Below are 22551 nucleotides of genomic sequence, written 5' to 3' on the forward strand. Positions count from 1 at the left end.
GTGTATACACTCTCTTTCTTTCAGTATCAAAGTATCAGACAACTTCGTTCGGATCCTTGGAATAGAACCCGGAATCCAGCTCACGGTTGGCGGGATGCAAAGCACGCAGTTCGGCATCCAAGCGTTCCGCCAATGCTTCCGTCCAAGTTCCTTCCGCTAGTGCTTCCCGCGCCTCAACGAAAAGTTTCGCTACAGCCACAAAATTTTCTCCTGGGGTGAACAAACCATCCAGCATCCATTGCGAGACGCCGATAGCCGTCAGTTCGCCCAGATGAGGCATAAGATCAAGGTCGTTGTTGGCGAATATGTGCGTCCCGTTACGGTCCTGATAGATGGAATAATGGGAATCCACTTTTTTCGGCTCGGAAATGAACAACCCGCGCTCTTTGTTCACTGCCTCCTCTTTCTCGATGAAATTGAAGTAATTTTCAAGCAAGTTACGTTTCGATTGGTGGATGCAAGTGGCACCGTACACCAATACTTCAACCGGCACCAAAGCGCCCGGGATCAATTTCTTCATTTCCTCGAAAGGCACTTCACGGGCCAGCACGGAACCGATTGCTCCCCTTTTCGCCCAGAAATTGATCTGTCCGCTTGAAGTCACCATGACTTGCGCATCATAACGGTAAGGGATGAACAAATCCTGTTCCCGCATCACTTGCACTACGCCAGGGTCGCCCAACGTGATGCTGTCGACTTCCGCTTCACGCAGGAAATTCAGATATTCGGCTACCTGATTGATTCGATCGTTATGGAAGATCGCGTTCACCGCGGCACTGACTTGCGCGCCTTTCTCGTGCGCATAGGCTATGACCTCGCGCTGTTCCTCTCTGGTGAAGGAATACGGCAAACGAAGACCGTACTCATCCTCTCCTATATATAGTATATCTACACCGCAATCCACCAATTCCTTGGCTTGCGCTACTGACTCGGCTGTTGCAATCAGCTCGATCATCATACATTCCTCCCTTATTCGAGTTCCTTGATAAGATTATCACATTACTTATAAAAAGTGAATGACTGTTTTCCCTAAGTTTTCAGAAAATTGTTGTGCAGAATAGTCCCGGCTTGTTAAAGCAATCATTTGGTTTCCGACTGGCATAGAGCTATATCAGGCTCCCCGTATTCTTTCCCGCATCAAGAATGGTATAATAGCAAATGTGAAAATGGAATGACATCCACCAACCATCAGGAGGAATATTCAATGAAAAAACTTGTCAACAGCCAACAGATGAAAAAAATCGATGCTTTTACGATCAATGAAATCGGCATCCCAGCCCTGGTGCTGATGGAAAATGCGGCGAATCAGGTCGTCTCAGCCATGGAAGAACGCATTTCAAGAGAGGACATCATCCTCGTGGTCTGCGGTTCAGGCAACAACGGTGGTGACGGAATGGCAGTAGCCCGCATTTTATTGAACCACGGCTTCCAGGTGGATGTATTCTTGATCGGCGAACACGACAAATTATCCGCTGAATCCAAAAAACAACTCGACATCATCGAAAACTTGGACATGGTCATCTGGGATGAAGTCAGCGAAATCAATTTCAAAGGCTACACCGTCTTGGTCGATGCAATTTTCGGCATCGGATTGGACAGGCCGGCAGAAGGGAAATACGCGGAGACGATCCAACTCATGAACGCGTTCCAAGGATATGTATTTGCCGTCGACATCCCATCCGGCATCTCCGCCGACAACGGACAAGTGCTGGGGACCGCTGTCCGGGCGGATGTGACCATCACTTTCGGGATCGAAAAAATCGGTCAGCTGCTCTACCCCGGTTCCTTGCATACCGGAAAACTGATTGTCAGCGATATCGGTTTCCCACCGAGCGCCATGGACGTCATTTCTTCAAATGTGCTGTTCTATGACGAGAGCGATCTTTTTTCGCTGCCAAGACGCGCGGCCTATTCGAACAAAGGCACTTATGGCCGGGTCGTGATCATCGCCGGATCCGCAAACATGAGCGGGGCAGCTTTCCTTTCGGCAAAAGCTGCCTACCGTACTGGCGCTGGACTGGTCCAGATCGTCACGCCGGAGGAGAACCGTGCCATACTTCAGATGCAGCTGCCTGAAGCCATCCTGACGACTTACCAAACGGACGGATTGAGTAAGGAGAGTGAACGCCTGAAAATCATCGCCGCGGTTTCCTGCGCAGATGCGATTGTTGTGGGACCAGGAATCGGGAAGTCCGATGCAGCCCGCACGGTAGTCGATTTGGTTCTCGCAAACAGTCAGATACCTCTGATCATCGATGCGGATGCCCTGAATATCCTTTCCGATCGTTTCAACGACACGGCTTTGCCGGGGAACGATTCCCGTGCCCGCATCAGCGAAGTGGCGCAGACCATTCCGAAAGGGAGCATCCTTACCCCTCATTTGAAGGAACTGGCGCGGCTTTTGGATAAGGACTTGGCGGAAATAAAAGCAGACCTCTTAGGGACTGCTGCATTTTGCACGGCTAATTCGGATTTGACCTTTGTCATGAAGGATGCCCGGACTGTCGTGGCCCATCAGGATGAGCACTACATCAACGCGACCGGCAACAACGGCATGGCGACAGGCGGTTCGGGCGATGCCCTGACCGGCATCATTGCCGGCTTGTTGGCCCAAGGCTTGGCCCCTTCCGAGGCGGCCAAACTGGGCGTCTACATCCACGGTTTGGCGGGCGACATCGCTGCCCAAGAAAAATCAGAGTACAGCTTGATGGCTTCGGATCTTATCGAAGCTTTGCCAGCGGTATTGCGCTGATTCTTTACTGTTAAAATGAGCGGAACGCACAAGGAACCCGGCAGCGGTCTGCCGGGTTCCTTGTGCGTTTTTGATTGGATGAATGAATGGAATAAGGGAGCAGCGTGGGGGGGCTCTTCACCGTAGGAAAAACCGATTTATAACCTCCCCTTTTATTCCGATTTTGCCTTGGAACTGTCCTTATCTCCGGAAATTCGGAATACTTTTTCGCTGCGCTTGTACGGCACATCAGGAACGCCTTTGCGGGCATTGGCGACCCGGGCCACGACAAACAGATAGTCCGAAAGGCGGTTGATGAACTTCAGCACGAACGGATTCACTTCGTCCGGCTCTTGCTCCATGAAAGTGACAATCCGGCGCTCCGCGTCACGGGTCGTCGTCCGCAAAATGTGGAACCAGCTTGCCAGTTCCGTTCCACCCGGTATGATGAAGTACTGGGTCTCCTCTGGTTCTTCGCTGTAGCTATCGATTTTCATCTCCAACCAGTCGATGTGATCCTGGGCGAGCTTGTACTCCCTGTATCCTTTCGGGATCGACAGATCTGAGGAACAATCGAACAGGAACTGTTGGATGTGCGCCATGTCCTCCTGGATGTCCTCTCCGCAATCATTTTTCGTACTGACTAGCCCGAACCATGAGTTCAGACCATCCAGCGCGCCGAAAGCTTCGATTCTCTCGGCATTTTTTGGAAGCGCTTTGCCGCCTCCGATGCGGGTGTTGCCTTTATCGCCGGTGCGTGTATAGATGCTGTATTTCATTTGTTGACGTCCTCCTCTGATGCTGTTTCTTGTTCTGTCATTTTAACACATTTCATTCCTGCATCCCCAAACCAGCATTCGGACGACAGAATTTTCCGGAAATAGGACCTTTGCAGTATGGCATTCAACCGTAACTCTGTTAAACTAAAAATAGAAAACCGCTATGCCGCTATACGGGCCAAAGCCGGCTACGGCGTAAGAAAGGACAGCATATGCAAAAGAAAGAAACGAAAATAACAGTACCCGAAGACACACGCCTCATCTCCTTTTTGGGAGGCAAGACGATCATCTATATCCTGTCCACCCTAATTCTGATTGGTGTGCTCATCTTCACGATGGATACCATTTCATTCATTTTCAAACCGCTACAGGTCATTTTTTCGACCATCGTGGCACCCGTTATTCTAGCAATCGTCTTCTATTATATATTCAATCCGATGGTGACCTTCCTTGAAAGAAGGAAAATTAACCGAGGAATGGCGACATCACTCGTCTTTGTGCTCTTCATTTTGATGTTGGTCTATGGGGTTGGCCTATTGGTTCCGATTTTGTCCACCCAGCTCACCAATTTGGTCAATGAATTTCCTACCTACATCGAACAGATGAACACTTATTTCGACAGACTGCTCGCGAATACTACTTTCAAGGACTATTATGAACAAGCGCAAAATTGGTTGGACAGCACAGTGGGCAGTATCCCTGACATGATTCTGGCCTGGATCGGCAACTCGAGCGAAAAAATCATGAACATCTTTTCCACCATTTCCAGCGTAGTGGTCGTGACAGTCACTTTCCCTGTCATCCTTTTCTTCATGCTGAAGGACCAAGGAAAGTTCCAACCTTTTGTCATGAAGAATATACCGCCTGTTTTCCGCGCTGATATCGAAAAGATATCCAGACAGATGTCGCTTCAGGTCGGTTCCTATGTCCAAGGCCAGCTGCTCGTTGCCTTGAGTCTGGGTGCCTTGCTGATTACTGGTTACTTGATCATCGGTTTGGATTACGCATTCGTCCTTGCCTTGATCGCTACCTTGACGGCGGTCATCCCTTTCATCGGTGCTACCATCGGGGTGATACCAGCCTTGTTCGTCGCTGCCTTCACATCTCCAGCCATGCTCCTGAAAATGGCCGTTGTCTGGGCTTTGGCGCAGTTCATCCAAGGAAACATCATCGAACCGAGCATCATGGGCCGCAATTTGAAGATGCACCCGCTGACGATCATCATCGTTTTGCTGATCATGGGCAATCTCCTTGGCTTTATCGGGATGATCTTAGGTGTGCCGCTATTCGCGATGCTGAAGATTCTGCTTGAACATGTACTCGAAAAATTCAAACTGCGGTACAATCGCTATTTTGGCGAAGTGGCCGGTCCATTCGAGCTGGACGAGGAAGAGCCTGTCTTGGTGAACGGATCCACCCCCGTTAAAGATTTCGCAACTGTTGATGTGGAACGGGATGTTCCGGACCCTGTTAACGATACCGAAGAAGAATAATAAAAAAAAGGTTCATGGCCCTTTATGGGGATCACGAACCTTTTTATATTAAGTAATTCCAAATCAAATAGGCTAGATAAAAAAACACTAAAATGCGCCCTTCTTTTCTGCTGATGATTTCCCGTTTATTATTGTAGGAAAAATAACCCAGAACCGCCAATAGAATAGCCAACGCCGGAAAATGGATCTGATAGAAATCCGGACTGACGACAATTCCTCCCGGGGTCATGCTGATCGCCGTTCCGAGGATAAGCAGCGTGTTCAAAAGGTTCGAGCCCATGATGTTCCCCATCGCTAATGCGCCATAGCCTTTTTTTACGGAAACGATGGTCGTGCTGATTTCCGGCAACCCGGTTCCGAATGCAACAACTGTAGAAGCGATTATCGAATCAGGGATGCCGATTCGGGCAGCTCCAATTTCAACAGTTGTCACCATAACCGAGGCGCTCGCAATCACAAAGCCCGCGCTGACAAACAATTTTAAGAGTTTGATCAGAATCGGCTTGCCTTCCTCCTTATCGGATGTGACGTCAGTGATTTCTTGAGGTTGTTGCTTCCCTTACCTCAGCATCCACACAAAATACAAAGGGCTCAGCAGCAACAGCAGAAAGCCGATCCACTGCGGTATCTTGCCCTGCCCGTCGGAATAGAAAACTGGCAATGCGGACAGAATCAAAAACAAGGAGAGCCCGGACAACAGCGCATGCTTATTTGCCGTCTTCCGATTGACGGGAATGCTGCCGTAAATGGCACCGATTCCGAGGATAAAGCTGGTGTTCACGATAGTCGAACCGATGACATTTCCCAGAGCCACTATGCTGTTTCCCTGTAAAGCGGACAAAATGGACACGGCCAACTCCGGCAAGGAGGTCCCTAAGGAAACAATCGTGGCACCAATCACCAACTCGGATATTCCCCAGTCCAACGAGAGCGATATCGCTTCGTCCACCAAAATATCCGTCGCCTTGGACAACATCCAGATGCAGAGGATCAGCACTGCCACCAGTATATAACTGTCCGCTTGATCCAATATAGCAGTCACATACCTCCACTTCCTTTCCTACGGAGAGCTAGTTGCTGCAATCAGTAAGTCACTTGCTGATAATCTGCTGGTATTTCAAAAGCGTCCTCCGACACGTTATCGGACAATTCCAGTATTTCCATGACCGATTCAAATGATTCATCAATCGTCTTGATTTTCTTCAGATCGGAGCCATCAAAATAGTAGAAGATTTGCGTACCGCTCTCTGTTCTATATTCCTCGTAAACCAAACCATCTTCCTCACCGCTGCCGATATATTCAATGTCATCCACTTCTACCGGCTCACTTGATTCCGGAATTTCCGGTAGGGTTTCTTCCCCTTCCATCATTGTTTCAGGCATAACCATTACTGTTTTGTTGACATGGTCGATCAAATACGTATTGCCGTCCATCGTCACCATTGCTGTTTCGGTGTCTGCGGATTTTGATTGCATCGCGGTTCTGTCGCCAGAAACGGTCATCATCGTCTCGGATTCCATCATTTCGCCTTCAAATGTTGTTGTGGAACGGAAAGCCATATAGTAATTGCCGCTGCCCATAATGTCGATATAGCTTTTCGATAGTTTACCGAGACGATCACCTACTTCAGTGGATTCAACCGAGGCTGCTTCTGTTTCACTGCTCGCTGTATTGGCTGCCGAACTGCTCTGCGCTGTCGCTTGAGAGGAACTTTCTTCTTCAGTTGTTTCCTGTGTTTGGTTGCAACTTGCCAGAAAAAGGCTGACCAGCAAGACTGTCCAATATTTTTTTCTATCCTTTAACATCCTAAACAACTCCTTCGAATAGTGTTGATCCTGTCGTTGCGTTTCCGATTGGCGTGGCGGTGTTACTGTCATCCTTATTATAGCTCATATCCAGCGGGTTTTGAAATTTGGTATAAATAAGAAAAGTGGCTTCTGCATGGTATCCGACAACTGCGATGCCCTCACTTCAGCCTCGTTACAGGTGCGTGTTATACTAATAGAAATAAGATCATTTTATTGGGGGAATAGCTATGTGTCTGATTTCGATACAACTCAGCCAAAACGCTTCGTACAAGTTGATGCTCGTGGCTAATCGGGACGAGCAATATGACCGGCCATCCTTGCCTGCGCACTTCTGGCCGGATCATCCCGATTTGTTGGCCGGGAAAGACTTGAGCGCTCGCGGCACTTGGCTCGGGATCACCAAACAAGGCAAAATCGCCGCCGTGACCAACAGTTATTTGATGACCACCCAGGAATCCGACCAAAAATTGTCCCGCGGTAACTTGGTGATGGATTACTTGACCGGCACTACTGGACCCGAGGACTACCTGAATCAGGTCAGACAACAGCGGACCGATTACAACGGCTTCAATCTGATCATCGGTTCGAGCGACAGCCTCCATCATTACAACAATATTTTGGACGAAATCAACGTCCTTCAAATAGGCAACCATACCATCAGCAACGCCACGCTCGATACGCCATGGCCGAAAGTCACCCGAACAAAAGCGGCAATGGCCGAACTGGCTTATTCATCCCCGCTGGACGAAGAGGCCATCTTCCGCATCATGGCGGATCGGACGCCCCCGCCGGATGACCACCTGCCGGATTTGCCGCTGGATTTGCCGATTTTGCGCGCTGTCTCCGCCAATTTCATCCAGACGGAACGCTACGGCACCCGTTCCACGTCACTGATCCTCATCGACCATTCCGATCGGGTGACTTTTGTGGAAAGATCCTATCTGCCGGACGGAACCAGCAGTGACGTCCGTTTCAACTTTCAATTGATGGCCGAAGAAAAATGACGCACCAAAAGATGCGACCGGGAATCGAAATCCCAGCCGCATCTTTTTTATTATAGATAGTATTTCCTGATGATCGTCAAGTCATCATTCAACTCATATACCAAAGGTTGTCCGGTAGGTATTTCCAAGGCCATGATTTCATCATCGGGTATTTCTTCGAGGTATTTGATCAGCGCCCGCAAGGAGTTTCCATGGGCTGCCACCAGAACCGTTTTCCGATCCAATATTGCCGGTGCAATCTGATCTTCCCAGAATGGGATGACGCGTTCCAAGGTTGTCTCGAGGTTCTCTCCCATCGGAATGACCCGTTTCTGGAGATTGGCATAGCGGCGGTCATTTGCAGGTGACAAGGGGTTATTCGGATCCATTAATGGCGGCAATGTATTATAGGACCGACGCCATTTAAGGACCTGTTCTTCCCCATATTTTTCTGCTGTCTGCTGTTTATTCAGGCCTTGCAGATCACCGTAATGGCGTTCATTGAGGCGCCAACTTTTGACTTCGGGTATCCATAATTGGTCGGTTTCCTCCAGAATGATATGACACGTTCTGATCGCCCGTTTTAAAACCGACGTGAAGGCCATATCAAGTTCAATGCCGGCTTCCTTGAGTTTTCGGCCAGCTTCTTTTGCTTCCAGGACGCCTTTTTCGCTCAGATCGACATCAACCCAACCGGTAAACAAGTTCAACAGATTCCATTCGCTCACACCATGACGCACAAGAATAATTCTCCGCATCATCGTCACCACTTTCCGCCTGTTATTTTCTTTCATTATACTGCTACAGGCAGTCCAATTCACGTGTGAAGACTTTAGCTCCCGCTGCGGATGGCTCCCACCATCTCAGCAACGAAGGCTCCGACCGGTTTGGGCGAATCTTTCCCGTATTTTTCCATGATGTTGATGATCGCGGAACCGATGATGACGCCGTCCCCGATTTCGCTCATCGCTTTGGCTTGCTGGGCGTTGGAAATACCGAAGCCGATGGCGCAAGGGATGTCGCTGATTTTGCGGATTTCATCGAGGATGCTGCCGATATCGGTCGTGATGTCGCTGCGGACGCCGGTCACCCCTAGGGAAGAAACGACATACAGGAAACCCTCCGCTTCTTTAGCGATCATGGCAATCCGTTCAGCAGAGGAAGGTGCCACCATGGAAATGTAGGTGATGCCATGTTCCCGGCAGGCTTTCTGGATGAAGCCCTTCTCCTCGAACGGAACGTCCGGGATGATGATGCCATCGACGCCTGTCTCTTTGCAGCGCGCCATGAATTTATCGATGCCGTAGACGAAAACAGGGTTGATGTAGGTCATGAAGACGAAAGGCGTATCAATTTCGGTGCGCAACTCGGCGACCATCTGGAAAATGTCATCCGTATTGATGCCGTTCGCTAAAGCCCGCTCATCCGCTTTTTGGATGGCCGGACCTTCCGCCACCGGATCGGAGAATGGGATGCCGATTTCAACGATATCGGCTCCGTTCGCTACGATTTCCCTGATCAGTTCCTTCGTGGTTTCCAAGTCTGGATCCCCCGCTGTCACGAAAGGTATGAATGCCTTGTGCTTGAAGGCAGCTGTGATTTTATTCATGGATGTCCACTCCCTTGTATCTTGCGATTGCGGCAACGTCCTTATCGCCGCGGCCCGACAGACAGATGACGATGATTTTTTCCGGATCCAACGTCGGCGCCAAAACCATGGCGTGCGCGATCGCATGCGAACTTTCAATTGCCGGGATGATCCCTTCCATCCGCGCCAGGTATTCAAAGGCAGCAACCGCTTCGTCATCGGTCACTGAAACGTAATCGGCGCGGCCGCGGTCATAGAGATCCGCATGTTCGGGCCCGATGCCCGGGTAGTCCAAACCTGCCGATATCGAATAAACGGGCGCGATCTGGCCGTATTCGTCCTGGCAGAAATAGGATTTCATGCCGTGGAAAATGCCCGGTGTCCCGGTCGCGATTGTCGCAGCCGTATCCTGTGTGTGGATTCCTCTGCCGGCAGCTTCGCAGCCGATCAGGCGTACACTTTCGTCGCCGATGAAGTCATAGAAAGTCCCGATCGCATTCGAGCCGCCGCCGACGCAGGCCATCACGACATCCGGCAGCTTGCCTTCCGCCTCGGCCAACTGGGCTTTGGTCTCTTCCCCGATGATTTTCTGGAAATCGCGGACCATTGTCGGGAATGGATGCGGCCCCATGACTGATCCGATGCAGTAATGCGACTCTTCAAACGTGGAAGCCCAATCTTTCATCGCTTCGTTGACCGCGTCTTTGAGGGTGGCGGTGCCGCTCGTCACGGGAATCACTTTCGTGCCCAATAATTCCATCCGGAACACATTCAAAGCTTGGCGTTGGGTGTCCTCCTCGCCCATGTAGACGACGCACTCCATGTCCAAAAGTGCAGCTGCTGTGGCGGTCGCCACGCCGTGCTGGCCAGCGCCGGTTTCCGCGATGATCCGTTTCTTGCCCATCTTTTTGGCCAACAATACTTGGCCGAGCGCATTGTTGATCTTATGCGAACCCGTGTGGTTCAGGTCTTCGCGTTTCAGGTAGATTTTCGCTCCGCCGAGGTTCTTCGTCATCTTTTCAGCGAAATAGAGACGGGATGGCCTGCCTGCGTAGTTGTCCAACAGATCGTTCAATTCTTTTTTGAATTCCGGATCCTCTTTGAATCGGAAAAAAGCTTCCGACAGTTCCAAGCAAGCGTTCATCAACGTTTCGGGAATGAACTGTCCCCCGTGTGCTCCGAAATAACTTGTCATTTTTTTGACCTCCCAATGATTTTCATTACTGCTCTGATTTTTTCAAAATCCTTCACGCCGTCCGTTTCAACGCCGCTCGAGATGTCCACTGCGTAGGGCTGCACCTTTTGGATGGCCGCTTCGAGGTTCCCCGCATGCAGGCCGCCCGCCAGGAAGAATGGGCGCGTTGCTTCTTTCAGCAAATCCCAGTTGAATGTCTTACCGGTCCCGCCTGCCACGCCGCTCTGGTACGTGTCATAGAGGAGGATATCGGCAACGTATTCCTTCTTGACGTCAGCAGTGTCCTTGACCGCAACCGCTTTGATGATCGGAAGTGTGATCCGCTTGCCCAACTCTTCTATATAAGTGTTATCCTCATCGCCGTGGAGCTGCACAATCTGGATCGCCCGGCTTTCCACGATGGCGACGATGTTTTCGATCGGTTCGTTGACGAAGACGCCGACTGCCGGAATGGCATCATCTAGGGCTGCCCTGATTTCCAGCGCCTGCTCCAACGAAATCTGCCGCTTGCTGGGAGCGAATATGAAGCCTGCAAAATCCGGGCGCAGCTCGTTCAGCATTTCGGCATCCTCGACTCGTTTCAGGCCGCAGATTTTCACCTTGACCATCAGCCAATCCCCCGCAGGCGGTCCAGCATGCCTTTTTTGTCAGGTGAAACCATCATCGTTTCACCGATCAGGATGGCATCGACGTTGCCCTTCTCCAATTCGATGACTTGCTGCCTTTCCGAAATGCCGCTTTCAGCCACGAAAAGGATGTCATCCGGCACCAGGGCGCGCAGCCTGATGGACTGCTGGATATCCACTTTGAAAGTCTTCAGATCGCGGTTGTTGACGCCGATGATCTTCGGGTTCGTCCGCAGCGCTTTAAGGAGTTCTTCTTCGGTATGGGCCTCCACTAAGGCCGAAAGCCCCAGTTCGCGGGCCAATCGTTGGAAAGCATCCAACTCTTCCTCGTTCAGGATGGTGGCGATCAGCAGCACGGCATCCGCTCCGATCACCTTCGCCTCATAGATTTGGTAGGCATCGATGATGAAATCTTTCCGGATGACCGGCAGCGAGACTGCCTGTTTTATTTCCGTCAAGAAGCGGTTTTCGCCTTTGAAAAAATCGGGCTCCGTCAATACCGAAAGCGCGGATGCGCCGGCTTCCTCGTAGGCTTTGGCGATTTCGAGGTAAGGGAAATCCTCCACGATCACGCCTTTCGAAGGGGATGCCTTCTTGCATTCGCAGATGAAATGCATCCCTTCACCGGTCAGCGCCTTTTCGAAAGGGAAATCCTGATTGGTAGGCAGGACCAAGGCGGCTTGTTTCATTTCTTCCAGCGGGATGGCCTGCTTGGCTTTTTCCACGCGTATCTTTGTCGCTGCTATGATGTCGTCCAATATCATTTTGTCGCCTCCTGTGATGCCTGAATGAATTGTTGCAGTTTTTTCAAAGCCGCTCCGTTGTCGATCAATTCGGCGGCGCGTTTGATGCCATCAGCGATCGTATAGTCGTCGTTGGCCAAGTAGATGGCCATGCCAGCGTTCAGCAGCACGGTGTCGCGCTTCGGCCCTTTTTCGCCGCTCAAGATAGCCAAGGCGATTGCGGCATTTTCAGTTGGTTCTCCGCCTACAAGATCTTCGCTCGTGCAGTACTCGAAACCATAGTCTTTCGGATCGAACGTGAAGTGGGTGACCTTGCCGTCGCGGAGCTCCGCGACTTCCGATGTTGTGGTCAATGTGATTTCATCCAGACCGTCATTTCCACCGAATACCAATGCACGTTCCATATGCAATTGGTTCAGCACTTCAGCCATCGTGTCCACCAGTGCGACATCATACACGCCGAGCAATTGCATATTCGCATTTGCCGGGTTTGCCAATGGCCCTAGGACGTTGAATATCGTCCGGACGCCCATTTCTTTCCTGACGGGTGCTGCATGCTTCATCGATGGATGGTATTTTTGGGCGTACATGAAGCACATCCCGATTTCTTCCAGCATCGCTTCGCTGTGTTTCGCGCTGGCTTCGATGTTCACACCTAGTTCTTCCAGCACATCCGCGCTGCCGCATTTGCTTGAGGAGCTACGGTTGCCGTGTTTTGCCACCGGGATCCCTGCGGCTGCGATGACAAAGGAAGAGACTGTTGAGATGTTAAAGGTGAATGCTTGATCGCCGCCGGTTCCGACGATGTCCAATGCATTCTTCTTAGTCTGTACTTTATTGGAAAAATCCCGCATCACTTCAGCGGAAGCACTGATTTCTCCGGCCGTCTCGCCTTTCATACGCATAGCAGTCAAGTAAGATGCAATTTGGACCGGACTGGCTTGACCGCTCATGATTTGATGCATGATAGTCTTCGTCAATTGTGGAGAAAGTTCTTCTTTTTTCACTAGTTTATCGATAGCGGCTTTCATGCTGTCTTGCGGGAGAATTTCTTCGGTCTGTTTCGTCTCTTTTATCTCTAGCATTTCATTCACCTCATCATTTTTTGTGTACAAAAAAAGCCCTTGTCCCCCCTTTAAAGGGACAAGAGCTTGTATTCTCCTGCGATACCACCCAAATTGACGAAATTAATCGCCCACTCGTTCACATACCAACATATGTGCCTGTCTGTTAACGGATCAGGTTCCCCGTTTGCCCCTACTCTTTTCAAGGCAACCCTCTCAAGTCCATTCGGCATCCCCTTTGCTATCGCACTCTCACTGGCGGCGACTCTCTGGAAACAAGGTATGATGCGTACTTCTCTTGATTATCGGTTTAATTAGATGGAAATGATTTTTCTAACGATTTCTTAATGTTGGGATTATTTTAACGCATCGCTATCCTTCCGTCAACTGTTTTATTCAAAAAAAAACGGCAAGCGTGACTATTTCCCGCTCCGGCGCGGTTTTGGTAAAATGGAGACAAATCAACTTTGAAAGGATGGGTTCAGACTGAAACAATCCGACAAACTTTACTCAATGGCACCTGTCATCGATTCCCAAGCCAAAGTCCTGATTCTGGGATCGATGCCCGGCGCGAAGTCGCTGGAGGCGCAGCATTACTACGGGAACCCGAGGAATCATTTCTGGGAAATCATTTTCTCCCTGCTCGGGGAAGAGGATCCGGTGACCTATGAGGACCGCCTTACGCTCCTGAAAAAGCATCATATCGCCCTCTGGGATGTTATCCATTCCTGTTACCGCGAAGGCAGCCTCGATTCAGCCATCAAAGAGGAACAGCCGAACGACTTGAAGACTCTTCTGCGCGAACATCCCCAGATCAGGGCCATCGCCTTCAACGGCGGAAAAGCTTTCCGCAGCTACAAAAAGCACTTTGGTCTGGATGAGGACTCCGGGTTGGTTTACCTCCCGCTCCCTTCCACCAGCCCCATGCGCGGCAAGCATGTCAAAACGCTGCCCGAGAAACTGGAAGCTTGGTCGGTGTTGGCGGAATATCTTTGATCAAGAAGAGTCGGGCGCCGCTTCGAGGCGCCCGACTCTTTCAATTAATTTGTCATCTCATTTTCGGTGAAATTGTTTTTTTGCGACCACAGCGAAAGTTCCACCTACAACCATAATCGATAACCCCATCGTCAGGTAGGCAATCCGAAAATCCAACAGATCGATGACGCCTCCGATCACCGGAAAAAGAATGATCATGCAGAGGCTATAGGCCATGCTGTTCGCACTCAAAAGCGTCGCCCGTTCTTCGGAAGGGATCAGTTGGTTAATATAGGCGCTCGCGATCGTCGGTGACACCGCGGAAAAAATGATCGAAAGTACAAATCCAACAAAAATCAGCAGCTGATTCCCCAAAGCGGAGAGCAGCAACGACAACGAAACAACTACGGGAAAAACATAGGGAATACGGTTTTTGCGGAGTTTTTGCTCGATGGATGGAGAGAATTTTGCTCCTAATATGCCGAACAAGGCGGCCGCAAACAAATAGAAACTCGTTGCCTTGCCATTGAAGCCCAGCACTGACAGGTAGTTCTGGAAATAGAAATAATAAGTCGCTGCAAAGCTGTCCAGCAAGGCAAAAAACAGTATCCAGCCCCGAAGCTCTTTATGCCGCTTCAGCAACTGCCAAGCATTCCCCAGTATCCGGGTGTATGATTGCCCCACTTTTTTGGATAATCCGACTGTTTCATCCGATTGTAAATCTGGTCCCTTTACTGGCTCGACCATGCGGTAAATCAAGAACATATTCAGTAAGCAGAGCACGATATTAACCATATATACAGTTGGAAAATAAGTATCGGCCAGAATCCCGGCAAGGATCACACCGCTTTGGGCACTGATTTCGATCAGGAAATTGATGTGAGCCAGCTTATCCAGATATCCGCTCTCCTCGTTCAACCCCTTCATGCTTTCGAAAACCAGCGCTTCATAGGTCCCTGAGTTGAAATTGTAGGAAAGCGCTGAGAACGCGAACGCAATCGCAAAATGTGAGAAACTCTGACCATAGATCATTCCTATCGAGCTGATGATGGCCATCACTTTCCCGAACAGCAGGATTTTTTTGTAGCCGAAACGGTCCGCCAACGCACCTGAAGGCACTTCGAACACAAAACTCGTTATATGGAAGATAGCCTCCAGAAAACCTATTTGCACCAATGTCATACCTTTGAATGAACTCAGATAGAGGAGCCATAACGAGGTGATGCCAAAATATTGGATGAAGGCATATTTTTTCGCCAGAGAGATATTTTTATGTAATGATTTATGATTGTCCATTTGATAGTCCCTTCTTTTCTTGCAAAAAAAATAGCTATGGGAGGCCCCATAGCAGGACTTATCGCTTTAATCAGGATAAGCAGCAAGAAGCGTATTGTTTGAATTTTTTTGATTTTTGGGCAGACTTCGCCCCTTGAACTACCACATTGGAAAAAATACCATGCATCAATGTCAAAAAAATTCTCAATTTCGCTCTCATGACCGCTCTCCTCTCTTAGTAATCATAACTAGGAATAGTATAACATTCCATCTTTTTAGCCGCAATCAATAGGCAAAAAGCCCGAAACCGTCTCAATTGCGGACAGTTCCGGGCTTTTCGCATGTATGCTCTGATATGTGGATGGTACCTGAACTCTGGCTGGCAACTGCGGTCAGGATGAAAGCCCCGGTATAAGACCGTTCCTCCGGTGTGGCTGCCGCTAATCGGAAGACACCGGATAATTTCGGCTTCAACTCCGACTAAAGTGCGCTCATCGGAGAACACAACTCGAAATGATGCCCGAACTCCGGCGAATCCTCCGTTCACCGGAGGAGCCGTGCGGTGCCTATTTTGCCGGAAATATCTGTGTTAGATCTGTCCGAAAGCCTGGTCCAGATCGGCGATGATGTCATCGGCATTTTCGATTCCGATGGAAAGACGGATCATGTCCCCGGAAACGCCTGCAGCAATGAGGTCTTCGTCGCTCAGTTGCGCGTGTGTCGTGCTGGCCGGATGGATAACCAAGGATTTCGCATCGGCAACGTTCGCAAGCAACGAGAATAACTCTAACTTGTCAATCCACTCGATACCGGCTTGTTTGCCGCCTTGGATGCCGAAAGTAAAGATCGATCCGGTGCCTTTAGGGAAGTATTTGTCGGCAAGCGTCTTGTATTTGCTTTCCGGCAGTTCTGGATAATTCACCCAAGACACTTTCGGGTGATTCGCCAGATAAGCGACAACCTTGCGGGTGTTTTCCACATGGCGTTCAACGCGCAATGACAACGTTTCTATCCCTTGCAGCAACAGGAAGGAATCAATTGGTCCGATGCAGGCTCCGGTGTCGCGCAGCAATTGCACGCGGATTTTGGTCGTGAAAGCTCCAGGTCCCAAATCCGTATAGACCAACCCGTTGTAATGCGCATCCGGCGTCGTGAAGCCAGGGTATCTTCCGCTGGCGGCGAAATCGAATTTACCTGATTCGACGATGACCCCGCCCATAGTTGTGCCATGCCCGCCCAGGAATTTAGTGGCGGAATGGACCACAACATCGGCGCCGAATTCGAACGGACGGATCAGGTACGGCGTGCCGAAAGTGTTGTCCACGATCAAAATGATACCGTGGTTATGCGCGATTTCAGCAACTTTTTCGATATCGATCAGGTTGGTGCTCGGGTTTCCGATTGATTCGATGAAGATGGCTTTCGTCTTTTCCGTGATGGCAGCTTCGAAGTTAGCTGTATCTTCCGGATCAATGAAAGTTGTTTTGATGCCCAAATTAGGCAAAGTCGCGCTGAAAAGATTATAGGTTCCGCCATAAAGCGTGCTGGCAGCGACGATTTCATCGCCCGCATTCGCCACATTCAGGATGGCGTAAGTGATTGCAGCTGAACCTGAAGCGACTGTAACTGCGGATGTGCCTCCTTCAAGCGCCGCAACCCGCGCATCCACGACTGCGGTTGTAGGGTTAGTCAAACGGGTGTAGACATTCCCGGCATCCGTCAAAGCGAAGCGGCCGGCAGCCTGTTCCGCGCTGTCGAACACGAAAGCGGTAGTCTGATAAATCGGTACCGCACGGGCTCCGGTAACGGGGTCCGGCACTTGGCCTGCGTGTACTTGCAACGTTTCAAAACTGTAATTTTTCTCTGTCATTTGTCATCTTTCCCTTCTTATTTTCGATATATTCTTTCATAGCAGTTGCTCTTTGGGTCATTGCCGATTAGCCGAGGTTGCTTCTGTTCATTTTCTGATTTTGCATAAAGCAAAAAAGCCCTCGTCCCTATATTCCAACTGATTGAAATACAGGGACGAAAGCTCTTCGTGTTACCACCCATGTTCGTAGGGACCTCGCGATCCATACCTTAAAAAGTACGCAAGCTTCCGCTTGTTATACTTCTGTGCGCTATCGTGCACAAATCGAAGCAACACTATCCGCATTGCTTTGCTCCGAGACCATCTTCTCTTTTTTTCATCATACCCCTTTTCACCTACTGGGGCTCTCTGGAATGACGATCGAAAGGTACTCTTCTCTTCATCGCTCTTCTATTAAAATTTAATTAAATATAACATCTGTTTCTCACCTTGTCAAACATTTTTATCGGGATGAGCATATTCGATTTGTTTCGTGAGAACATGCTCTATAATTAAAGACAAGAGGTGAGAGAAAATGAAATTGACATTCACAGAAAATGCCATGCAACGACTGGGAAAATTGGGGATGACCGAGGAACTCTCTTTGTACATGAGCACCATCTACGGCTGCGGAGGACCGGACAGCAGTATGTTCACGATTCGAGCGTACGATACTAAAAATACATACTACGACACCGTTTTGGACACCAACTTCGGCGCGGTCAAAGTCACCAGGGACAGCCTGCAGCAACTGGATGAAGACAACATCATCGACTTCAACGACAACAGCTTTTCTTTCGTCCTGAAAAGCAATCGCGGCCTGCTGAACCCCAATATGAACTATGAAAACATGAAGTTGAAAGATTGAGAAAAGCGGCAATAGATTAAGTGTTCCCTTCTTATGACAGAATTTCCCGGCGAAGCGTGATTTCGCCGGGAATTTTTTTGAATAAATTAAATCCAAAAAAACTGCCCCCATATTACGGGGAGCAGTCGGTGAACTTGTTTAAATGTTTTTGTGTCGATTGTAGGCAGCTGGCACGTGTGGGTAACGCTCGTAAACCTCTTCAAGATAATCTTCTTGGATCGCCATTTCCTTGAGTAAAGTTGGAAAATCAATTGTATCCACCATCTTATCGAGTAGTACCAGTCCCTCTTCTGCCATGCGGTCTCGCGTTTCAATATCAGGTATGGCAGAAGTTGCCATATGGTCTGAATGTTCCTTGAAATAATAACCTGTTGCTCCAGATTGAAAGGCTTGGGCACTCAGGTTACCGAAAACCGATGGTGTCTGGGTAACCGGCTCTGCATATTCAGAAGTCAACAATATATCATCCAAACGATTACGCAACTTGTAAGCTCCAAGAATCATCTTATCCAAATTAAGCATCATCTCTTTCGGATTTGAAAAGACGCCGGATTTCTGTGCTGTTATCATGCCATCAATATAGAGAATAGCTACCCCTGTCTCATCAAAGAAATCACGTACAACCGGATTGATTGAGATATGGGCTGGGCCGTGCAGGCTGATATAGATCTGCTTTTTGAAGCCTGATCGCAATAAGGACTGTGCAAGACCATGCAGCATATCGGCACTTTCCCTGACGGTCAATTGGATGGTTCCCTTTCCTGAGGCGGTTGCCCCTGAATAAATATAAGGCACATGCGGAAGGACAAGGGAGTTTGTCCTTTCTGCCATCAATAAGGCCATCCCCTCAGCCAAGATGGTTTCGCAATCCAAGGGCAGCCCCCCGTGGAGTTCGGTTGGACCAAAAGGCACGATGATGACATCGTTCTCCTTTAAGTAAGCCTCCACTTCATCATTGATTAAAACATTTAATAAGTGACTTCTTAATCTCATGAGCGTACCTCTCTATTGTACTTCTGGTTCATCATGTTTCTTAGCAAATTCATCAAGTCTTGCTTGACGAGCTGTTGTCATTTCCATACGTGTTTCATCGGTAATATTCCAAATAAATTTGAATGAAGCCCATGATAATAACGCACAAATTGCTGGGCCAATAAGATTCAATAGTACTAGCCCTTCAACCGTTTCAGCTGATTGTGCTTGTCCAGTTTGAGCGGCCTGTTGGCTATAACCAATCCAGCCAATCATCAAGACAACAAGTGATTGAGCTAGCATTTGCCCGACACGTCTTGTCAGTGAGAAGTTACCATAGATTGAACCTTCTGAACGTTTTCCTGTGATGTATTCGTTGTAGTCAATAGATTCTGAAACAAGACCCCATTGAAGTTGAACGGACATCATCATAAAGGCAATCCCTAAGCTGGCAAAAATCATGTAGAAGAAAGGTGGTAAGTCACCCACTAATTTCCAAACGTATAGACCCACAAAGATAACGGTACTCAGCAATAAATAAGTACGGATTACCTTAACAGTTGACCCAATTAACGTTACCAATTTCGGAGCGATAAGCAACAGCACTACTGGTAAACCCATACCGATTGCAGAAGCGGATGCCATCAAGCCCAGATCACCAAATACATCACCGTAAATGTAAGGAAGCGTTGCATTGAATAGGTTTTGACCAAATACAATTACAATTGAGTGCAGACAAAGCGACAAGAAAGCTTTATTTTTGGCTAATGTAATAAAAATATCTGTGACTTTCGTCGGTTCTGTTTGTTCCTCTGCGGCAAGTTTTGCTGCAACATTCCGTTCCTCAGTTCCCCAATAGTGGAAGAAGATAAGTAACCCACCTAATACAGCTGCGAAGATACCTGCAACCATATAACCTGTTGTATTTTCACCTAAACGCGCAAGAATCACCGGTATAGCCATTGAACCGATCAGACCACCGAGCGTTGATCCCATACCACGAGCTGAAGATAAAGTAGTTCTCTCTTTATCATTTAAGGCCATAACCCCAAGAACTGATCCCATGGCAATATTCATCATAGTGTAACCTAACTCGTAAATAATTTTTAATAGAAAAATAGCTACCAAACGCATGGTTCCTTCAAACATTGATGGTACAGAGAAGAATGCAATAAGACCAACAACAATTAAAGGTATAGAGCGTAACATCCAAGGACGGAACTTATCTTTTTTGCCATGTGCCTTAGAGAAAGACTTATCCATAAAAGTACCCATCATTGGGTCGTTGACCATATCCCAAATATTCCAAACGAGCAACAGTACAGATAGCGTCGCAAATGATACTCCCAATATATTTGTAATATATCGGTTCATAAACGTTCCGATTAACACAAGGGTAACAACCCCACCAGCATCTCCGGCACCATAACCTAATCTATGCTTCAGGCTTAACTTACTTTTCATATCGTTTGCTGAATTTTGCTGCTTGACAACTTTTTCTTCTGCCATAAGATTTTCCTCTTTTCTCTATAATAATTGGTGAACTATTTTATATTTAGCTGAATTTAGATTTTTCAAATCAGCTAATTCTCCCACCAGAATTATGGTATTAAAAAAGAGAAGATGACCCCGATAGTTTATCGTCATCATCTTCTCGGGCTACATGATAGAGTTATTTTTGGTATTTAGTTTAGGCTGACTATCTACGAAATCGCTAACATTATTATTTTCACTCTGCTCAAAAATGAAAAGTCGTAGCTTTAGTCATTCATTGCAGGGATTGTATTAGGGATCGCTTGAGGCATTTCTGCATCATCATCACTTGGGTCAGATTGTTTCATTACTGCAATTTTAATTTGAATGCTTTCCATTGTTTCTTTATTCAATGGGTAGAATTTCATAAACGCTAGCGCAATCAGTGTACCGGCTAAAGGTAAAGCTGCAAGCAATACAATACCCGCCATACGCAATTGTGGCGAAAGTGGCGTGTCAGCCGTTGGAAATACTTTTGCAAAACCTACAGCAGCTAAGACCCAACCAATCGACATTGGCGCGAACGATGATGCGACTGAGTCGGTCAATGAGAACATGGTGCTCAACATTCCGGAAACATAACGTCCGGAAACACTTGTTTCGTAGTCGGAGACATCCGCTGCCATCGTCAAGGCTAAGCCTGTTGGTGTGGATGTAAATCCTTTCGCGCAAGCAAAAATGATTACGAAGGCAACTGTCCATAAGGATGGGTTAGAGAAGCTCAAATCACCTGGGTTCGCAAAGAAAAGCAAGCCGCCTAATAGGATTAATGAAATAACGCCACCTTGCAAATAACGAACATAAGAGTACCGCAAGCCTCTTTTTTGAGCAATGGTTGCTGCAAAAGTAGTGAACATAAGGTTAGGCAAAATCAGTACTAAAGAGATCGTTCCGGATAGACCGAAGTTACCAAAGATGATACCGAACAGGATCATCAATACAATTTGGTCACCGAACATTGCTGAATTGAACTTCACAAAAGCTGCTGCCATGGTTAACATTTGCAAAGGTTTGTTACCTTTGACAATTTCCCAATAATCTTTAAATGATGTTTTAGTCGTTTTTTCACCAATACCAAAGTATTGTTTGTTGTCTTTTTCCGCAATACCGATAACTGCCAAAATTCCGAGGATAGCTGAGATGACCATAACTCCTGGGATAAACACTTTGAAGAATTCCGGAGTAAAACCGCCATATTTTGGCACCAAGAAGTTTGCTACAACAATTTGACCACCAGTAAACAATAAAGTCGTTACCCAACCATCAACAATATTGAAGATGGGACGTTGTTTTGGATCGCTTGTCAATGCTGCTTGACCGGCTTTTGTAACCGTCGCTTGCAAGGAATAACCGATTTTATGCACGACTAACGAAAGTAAGAAAATTGGAATTTTCATTCCATCACCTAGGCCATGAATATTAAATAATATCAAGAATGAAAGTACAGTAATAATGTTACCTAGAACCATGATGGGACGATATTTGCCGAATTTAGTGTCTGTCTTATCGATCAAAACCCCGATAGCAGGGTCAATGACCCCATCAAAGATACGGATATACCCCATAATTTGGCTTACGAATAGTGCAGCTAAACCAACAAGGCCCGTCGAATAATAGGTGACAAAACCAAAAGCAAACATATAAATATTTGTTGATGAGTTATTCAAAGTGAATAACACGATCTGCCATAGTTTGGCGCGATTGAGTTTCGTTTCCCCTTGAACCATTGAATCATTTTTTGACATAAAAATCCCCTCCATATCATGAAATTCAGCGCTTACAATTCAACAATCTTTATCACATTATGAAACTATGTTGCGTTTAAAAGTGTCCGAAACGTGATTGATAAAACTGAGTTGTAATAACTAAGGAAATAATACCATCGCTGGTAACCGGTTACAACTTTTTTATTGTTAATAATTTGTGAACGCTATCATCCTCACTTAGATAAGTGTGCTACGATGGCATCCTCTAAAGGTTTAGGTCCTTCTTGGGGAGGATCTGATTTCCAAACGGGAACTCTTCGATGAGTTTTTTTATAATCGGTATTGACAAATCAGTTTTCACG

General features: G+C 47.9%; 21 protein-coding genes and 1 other annotated feature. Of the genes, 5 read left to right on the forward strand and 16 right to left on the reverse strand.

Translation table 11 applies throughout. The features are described from left to right. Positions 1-34 precede the first annotated feature (34 nt). A complete protein-coding gene (locus BLV66_RS06870) occupies positions 35-955 on the reverse strand; it encodes a peptidase U32 family protein (RefSeq protein ID WP_086987214.1) in 921 nt (306 codons plus the stop codon). Positions 956-1204: 249 nt separating this feature from the next. Here BLV66_RS06870 and BLV66_RS06875 point away from each other — a divergent pair, with 249 nt between their 5' ends. Then, positions 1205-2752 carry an NAD(P)H-hydrate dehydratase gene (locus tag BLV66_RS06875; protein WP_176974162.1) on the forward strand — a complete coding sequence of 516 codons (1548 nt, stop codon included), beginning with the start codon at positions 1205-1207 and terminating at the stop codon, positions 2750-2752. Between the two features lie 152 nt (positions 2753-2904). Here the strand turns inward: BLV66_RS06875 and BLV66_RS06880 are convergent, their stop codons facing one another. Then, a complete protein-coding gene (locus BLV66_RS06880; protein ID WP_086987212.1) occupies positions 2905-3510 on the reverse strand; it encodes a cob(I)yrinic acid a,c-diamide adenosyltransferase in 606 nt (201 codons plus the stop codon). A 212-nt stretch (positions 3511-3722) separates the two neighbouring features. Between BLV66_RS06880 and BLV66_RS06885 the strand changes: the two genes are divergently transcribed. After that, positions 3723-5003 carry an AI-2E family transporter gene (locus BLV66_RS06885; RefSeq protein WP_086987211.1) on the forward strand — a complete coding sequence of 427 codons (1281 nt, stop codon included), beginning with the start codon at positions 3723-3725 and terminating at the stop codon, positions 5001-5003. A 43-nt stretch (positions 5004-5046) separates the two neighbouring features. On the opposite strand, the gene BLV66_RS06890 is transcribed toward BLV66_RS06885, so the two are convergent. From BLV66_RS06890 to BLV66_RS06900, 3 genes are all read right to left on the reverse strand, one after another. After that, positions 5047-5481 carry a sodium:calcium antiporter gene (locus BLV66_RS06890; RefSeq protein WP_086987210.1) on the reverse strand — a complete coding sequence of 145 codons (435 nt, stop codon included), beginning with the start codon at positions 5479-5481 and terminating at the stop codon, positions 5047-5049. An 81-nt stretch (positions 5482-5562) separates the two neighbouring features. Then, positions 5563-6045, reverse strand: coding sequence for a sodium:calcium antiporter (locus BLV66_RS06895; protein WP_086987209.1), 483 nt, complete (start codon positions 6043-6045; stop codon positions 5563-5565). Positions 6046-6086: 41 nt separating this feature from the next. Next, positions 6087-6809: a hypothetical protein gene (locus BLV66_RS06900; protein ID WP_086987208.1), complete on the reverse strand. Its 723-nt coding sequence runs from the start codon at positions 6807-6809 to the stop codon at positions 6087-6089. Positions 6810-7039: 230 nt separating this feature from the next. On the opposite strand from BLV66_RS06900, the gene BLV66_RS06905 reads away from it, so the two are divergent. Continuing rightward, complete coding sequence (locus BLV66_RS06905) at positions 7040-7816, forward strand: NRDE family protein (RefSeq protein WP_086987207.1); 777 nt, start codon at positions 7040-7042, stop codon at positions 7814-7816. A gap of 50 nt (positions 7817-7866) precedes the next feature. On the opposite strand, the gene gpmA is transcribed toward BLV66_RS06905, so the two are convergent. The 6 genes from gpmA to trpD all read right to left on the reverse strand — a co-directional run bounded on the left by gpmA (position 7867) and on the right by trpD (position 13032). Further along, positions 7867-8553: a 2,3-diphosphoglycerate-dependent phosphoglycerate mutase gene (gene gpmA / locus BLV66_RS06910; RefSeq protein WP_086987658.1), complete on the reverse strand. Its 687-nt coding sequence runs from the start codon at positions 8551-8553 to the stop codon at positions 7867-7869. Between the two features lie 74 nt (positions 8554-8627). Beyond that, positions 8628-9404 carry a tryptophan synthase subunit alpha gene (gene trpA, locus BLV66_RS06915; protein ID WP_086987206.1) on the reverse strand — a complete coding sequence of 259 codons (777 nt, stop codon included), beginning with the start codon at positions 9402-9404 and terminating at the stop codon, positions 8628-8630. After that, entirely contained in the window at positions 9397-10578 is a 1182-nt protein-coding gene (gene trpB / locus BLV66_RS06920; protein ID WP_086987205.1) for a tryptophan synthase subunit beta, read from the reverse strand. The genes trpA and trpB overlap by 8 nt, the downstream gene beginning before the upstream one ends. Further along, positions 10575-11186, reverse strand: coding sequence for a phosphoribosylanthranilate isomerase (locus BLV66_RS06925; protein ID WP_176974163.1), 612 nt, complete (start codon positions 11184-11186; stop codon positions 10575-10577). Before BLV66_RS06925 ends, trpB begins: the two co-directional genes overlap by 4 nt. Next, positions 11186-11968 (reverse strand): indole-3-glycerol phosphate synthase TrpC, encoded by a 783-nt coding sequence (gene trpC / locus BLV66_RS06930; protein WP_086987203.1) that lies wholly within the window; start codon positions 11966-11968, stop codon positions 11186-11188. Before trpC ends, BLV66_RS06925 begins: the two co-directional genes overlap by 1 nt. Continuing rightward, positions 11965-13032, reverse strand: coding sequence for an anthranilate phosphoribosyltransferase (gene trpD, locus BLV66_RS06935; RefSeq protein WP_245826735.1), 1068 nt, complete (start codon positions 13030-13032; stop codon positions 11965-11967). Before trpD ends, trpC begins: the two co-directional genes overlap by 4 nt. A gap of 51 nt (positions 13033-13083) precedes the next feature. After that, positions 13084-13326: a binding site (T-box leader), on the reverse strand. Positions 13327-13524: 198 nt separating this feature from the next. Between trpD and BLV66_RS06940 the strand changes: the two genes are divergently transcribed. Next, entirely contained in the window at positions 13525-14007 is a 483-nt protein-coding gene (locus BLV66_RS06940; protein ID WP_086987202.1) for a DNA-deoxyinosine glycosylase, read from the forward strand. A gap of 57 nt (positions 14008-14064) precedes the next feature. Here BLV66_RS06940 and BLV66_RS06945 read toward each other — a convergent pair whose 3' ends face one another. Both BLV66_RS06945 and BLV66_RS06950 read right to left on the reverse strand, forming a co-directional pair. Continuing rightward, positions 14065-15282 (reverse strand): MFS transporter, encoded by a 1218-nt coding sequence (locus BLV66_RS06945; protein ID WP_086987201.1) that lies wholly within the window; start codon positions 15280-15282, stop codon positions 14065-14067. 568 nt (positions 15283-15850) lie between these two features. Continuing rightward, positions 15851-17131 carry an O-acetylhomoserine aminocarboxypropyltransferase/cysteine synthase family protein gene (locus BLV66_RS06950; protein WP_086987200.1) on the reverse strand — a complete coding sequence of 427 codons (1281 nt, stop codon included), beginning with the start codon at positions 17129-17131 and terminating at the stop codon, positions 15851-15853. Positions 17132-17645: 514 nt separating this feature from the next. Between BLV66_RS06950 and BLV66_RS06955 the strand changes: the two genes are divergently transcribed. Further along, a complete protein-coding gene (locus BLV66_RS06955) occupies positions 17646-17978 on the forward strand; it encodes an iron-sulfur cluster biosynthesis family protein (protein ID WP_086987199.1) in 333 nt (110 codons plus the stop codon). Between the two features lie 138 nt (positions 17979-18116). Here BLV66_RS06955 and BLV66_RS06960 read toward each other — a convergent pair whose 3' ends face one another. The 3 genes from BLV66_RS06960 to BLV66_RS06970 all read right to left on the reverse strand — a co-directional run bounded on the left by BLV66_RS06960 (position 18117) and on the right by BLV66_RS06970 (position 22228). After that, entirely contained in the window at positions 18117-18971 is an 855-nt protein-coding gene (locus tag BLV66_RS06960) for a creatininase family protein (RefSeq protein ID WP_086987198.1), read from the reverse strand. Between the two features lie 12 nt (positions 18972-18983). After that, a complete protein-coding gene (locus tag BLV66_RS06965) occupies positions 18984-20459 on the reverse strand; it encodes an MFS transporter (protein WP_086987197.1) in 1476 nt (491 codons plus the stop codon). Positions 20460-20710: 251 nt separating this feature from the next. Then, entirely contained in the window at positions 20711-22228 is a 1518-nt protein-coding gene (locus BLV66_RS06970) for an MFS transporter (RefSeq protein WP_086987196.1), read from the reverse strand. Between the last annotated feature and the right edge of the window lie 323 nt (positions 22229-22551).

The organism is Trichococcus collinsii (genome assembly GCF_900107505.1).
GTDB lineage: Bacteria > Bacillota > Bacilli > Lactobacillales > Aerococcaceae > Trichococcus > Trichococcus collinsii.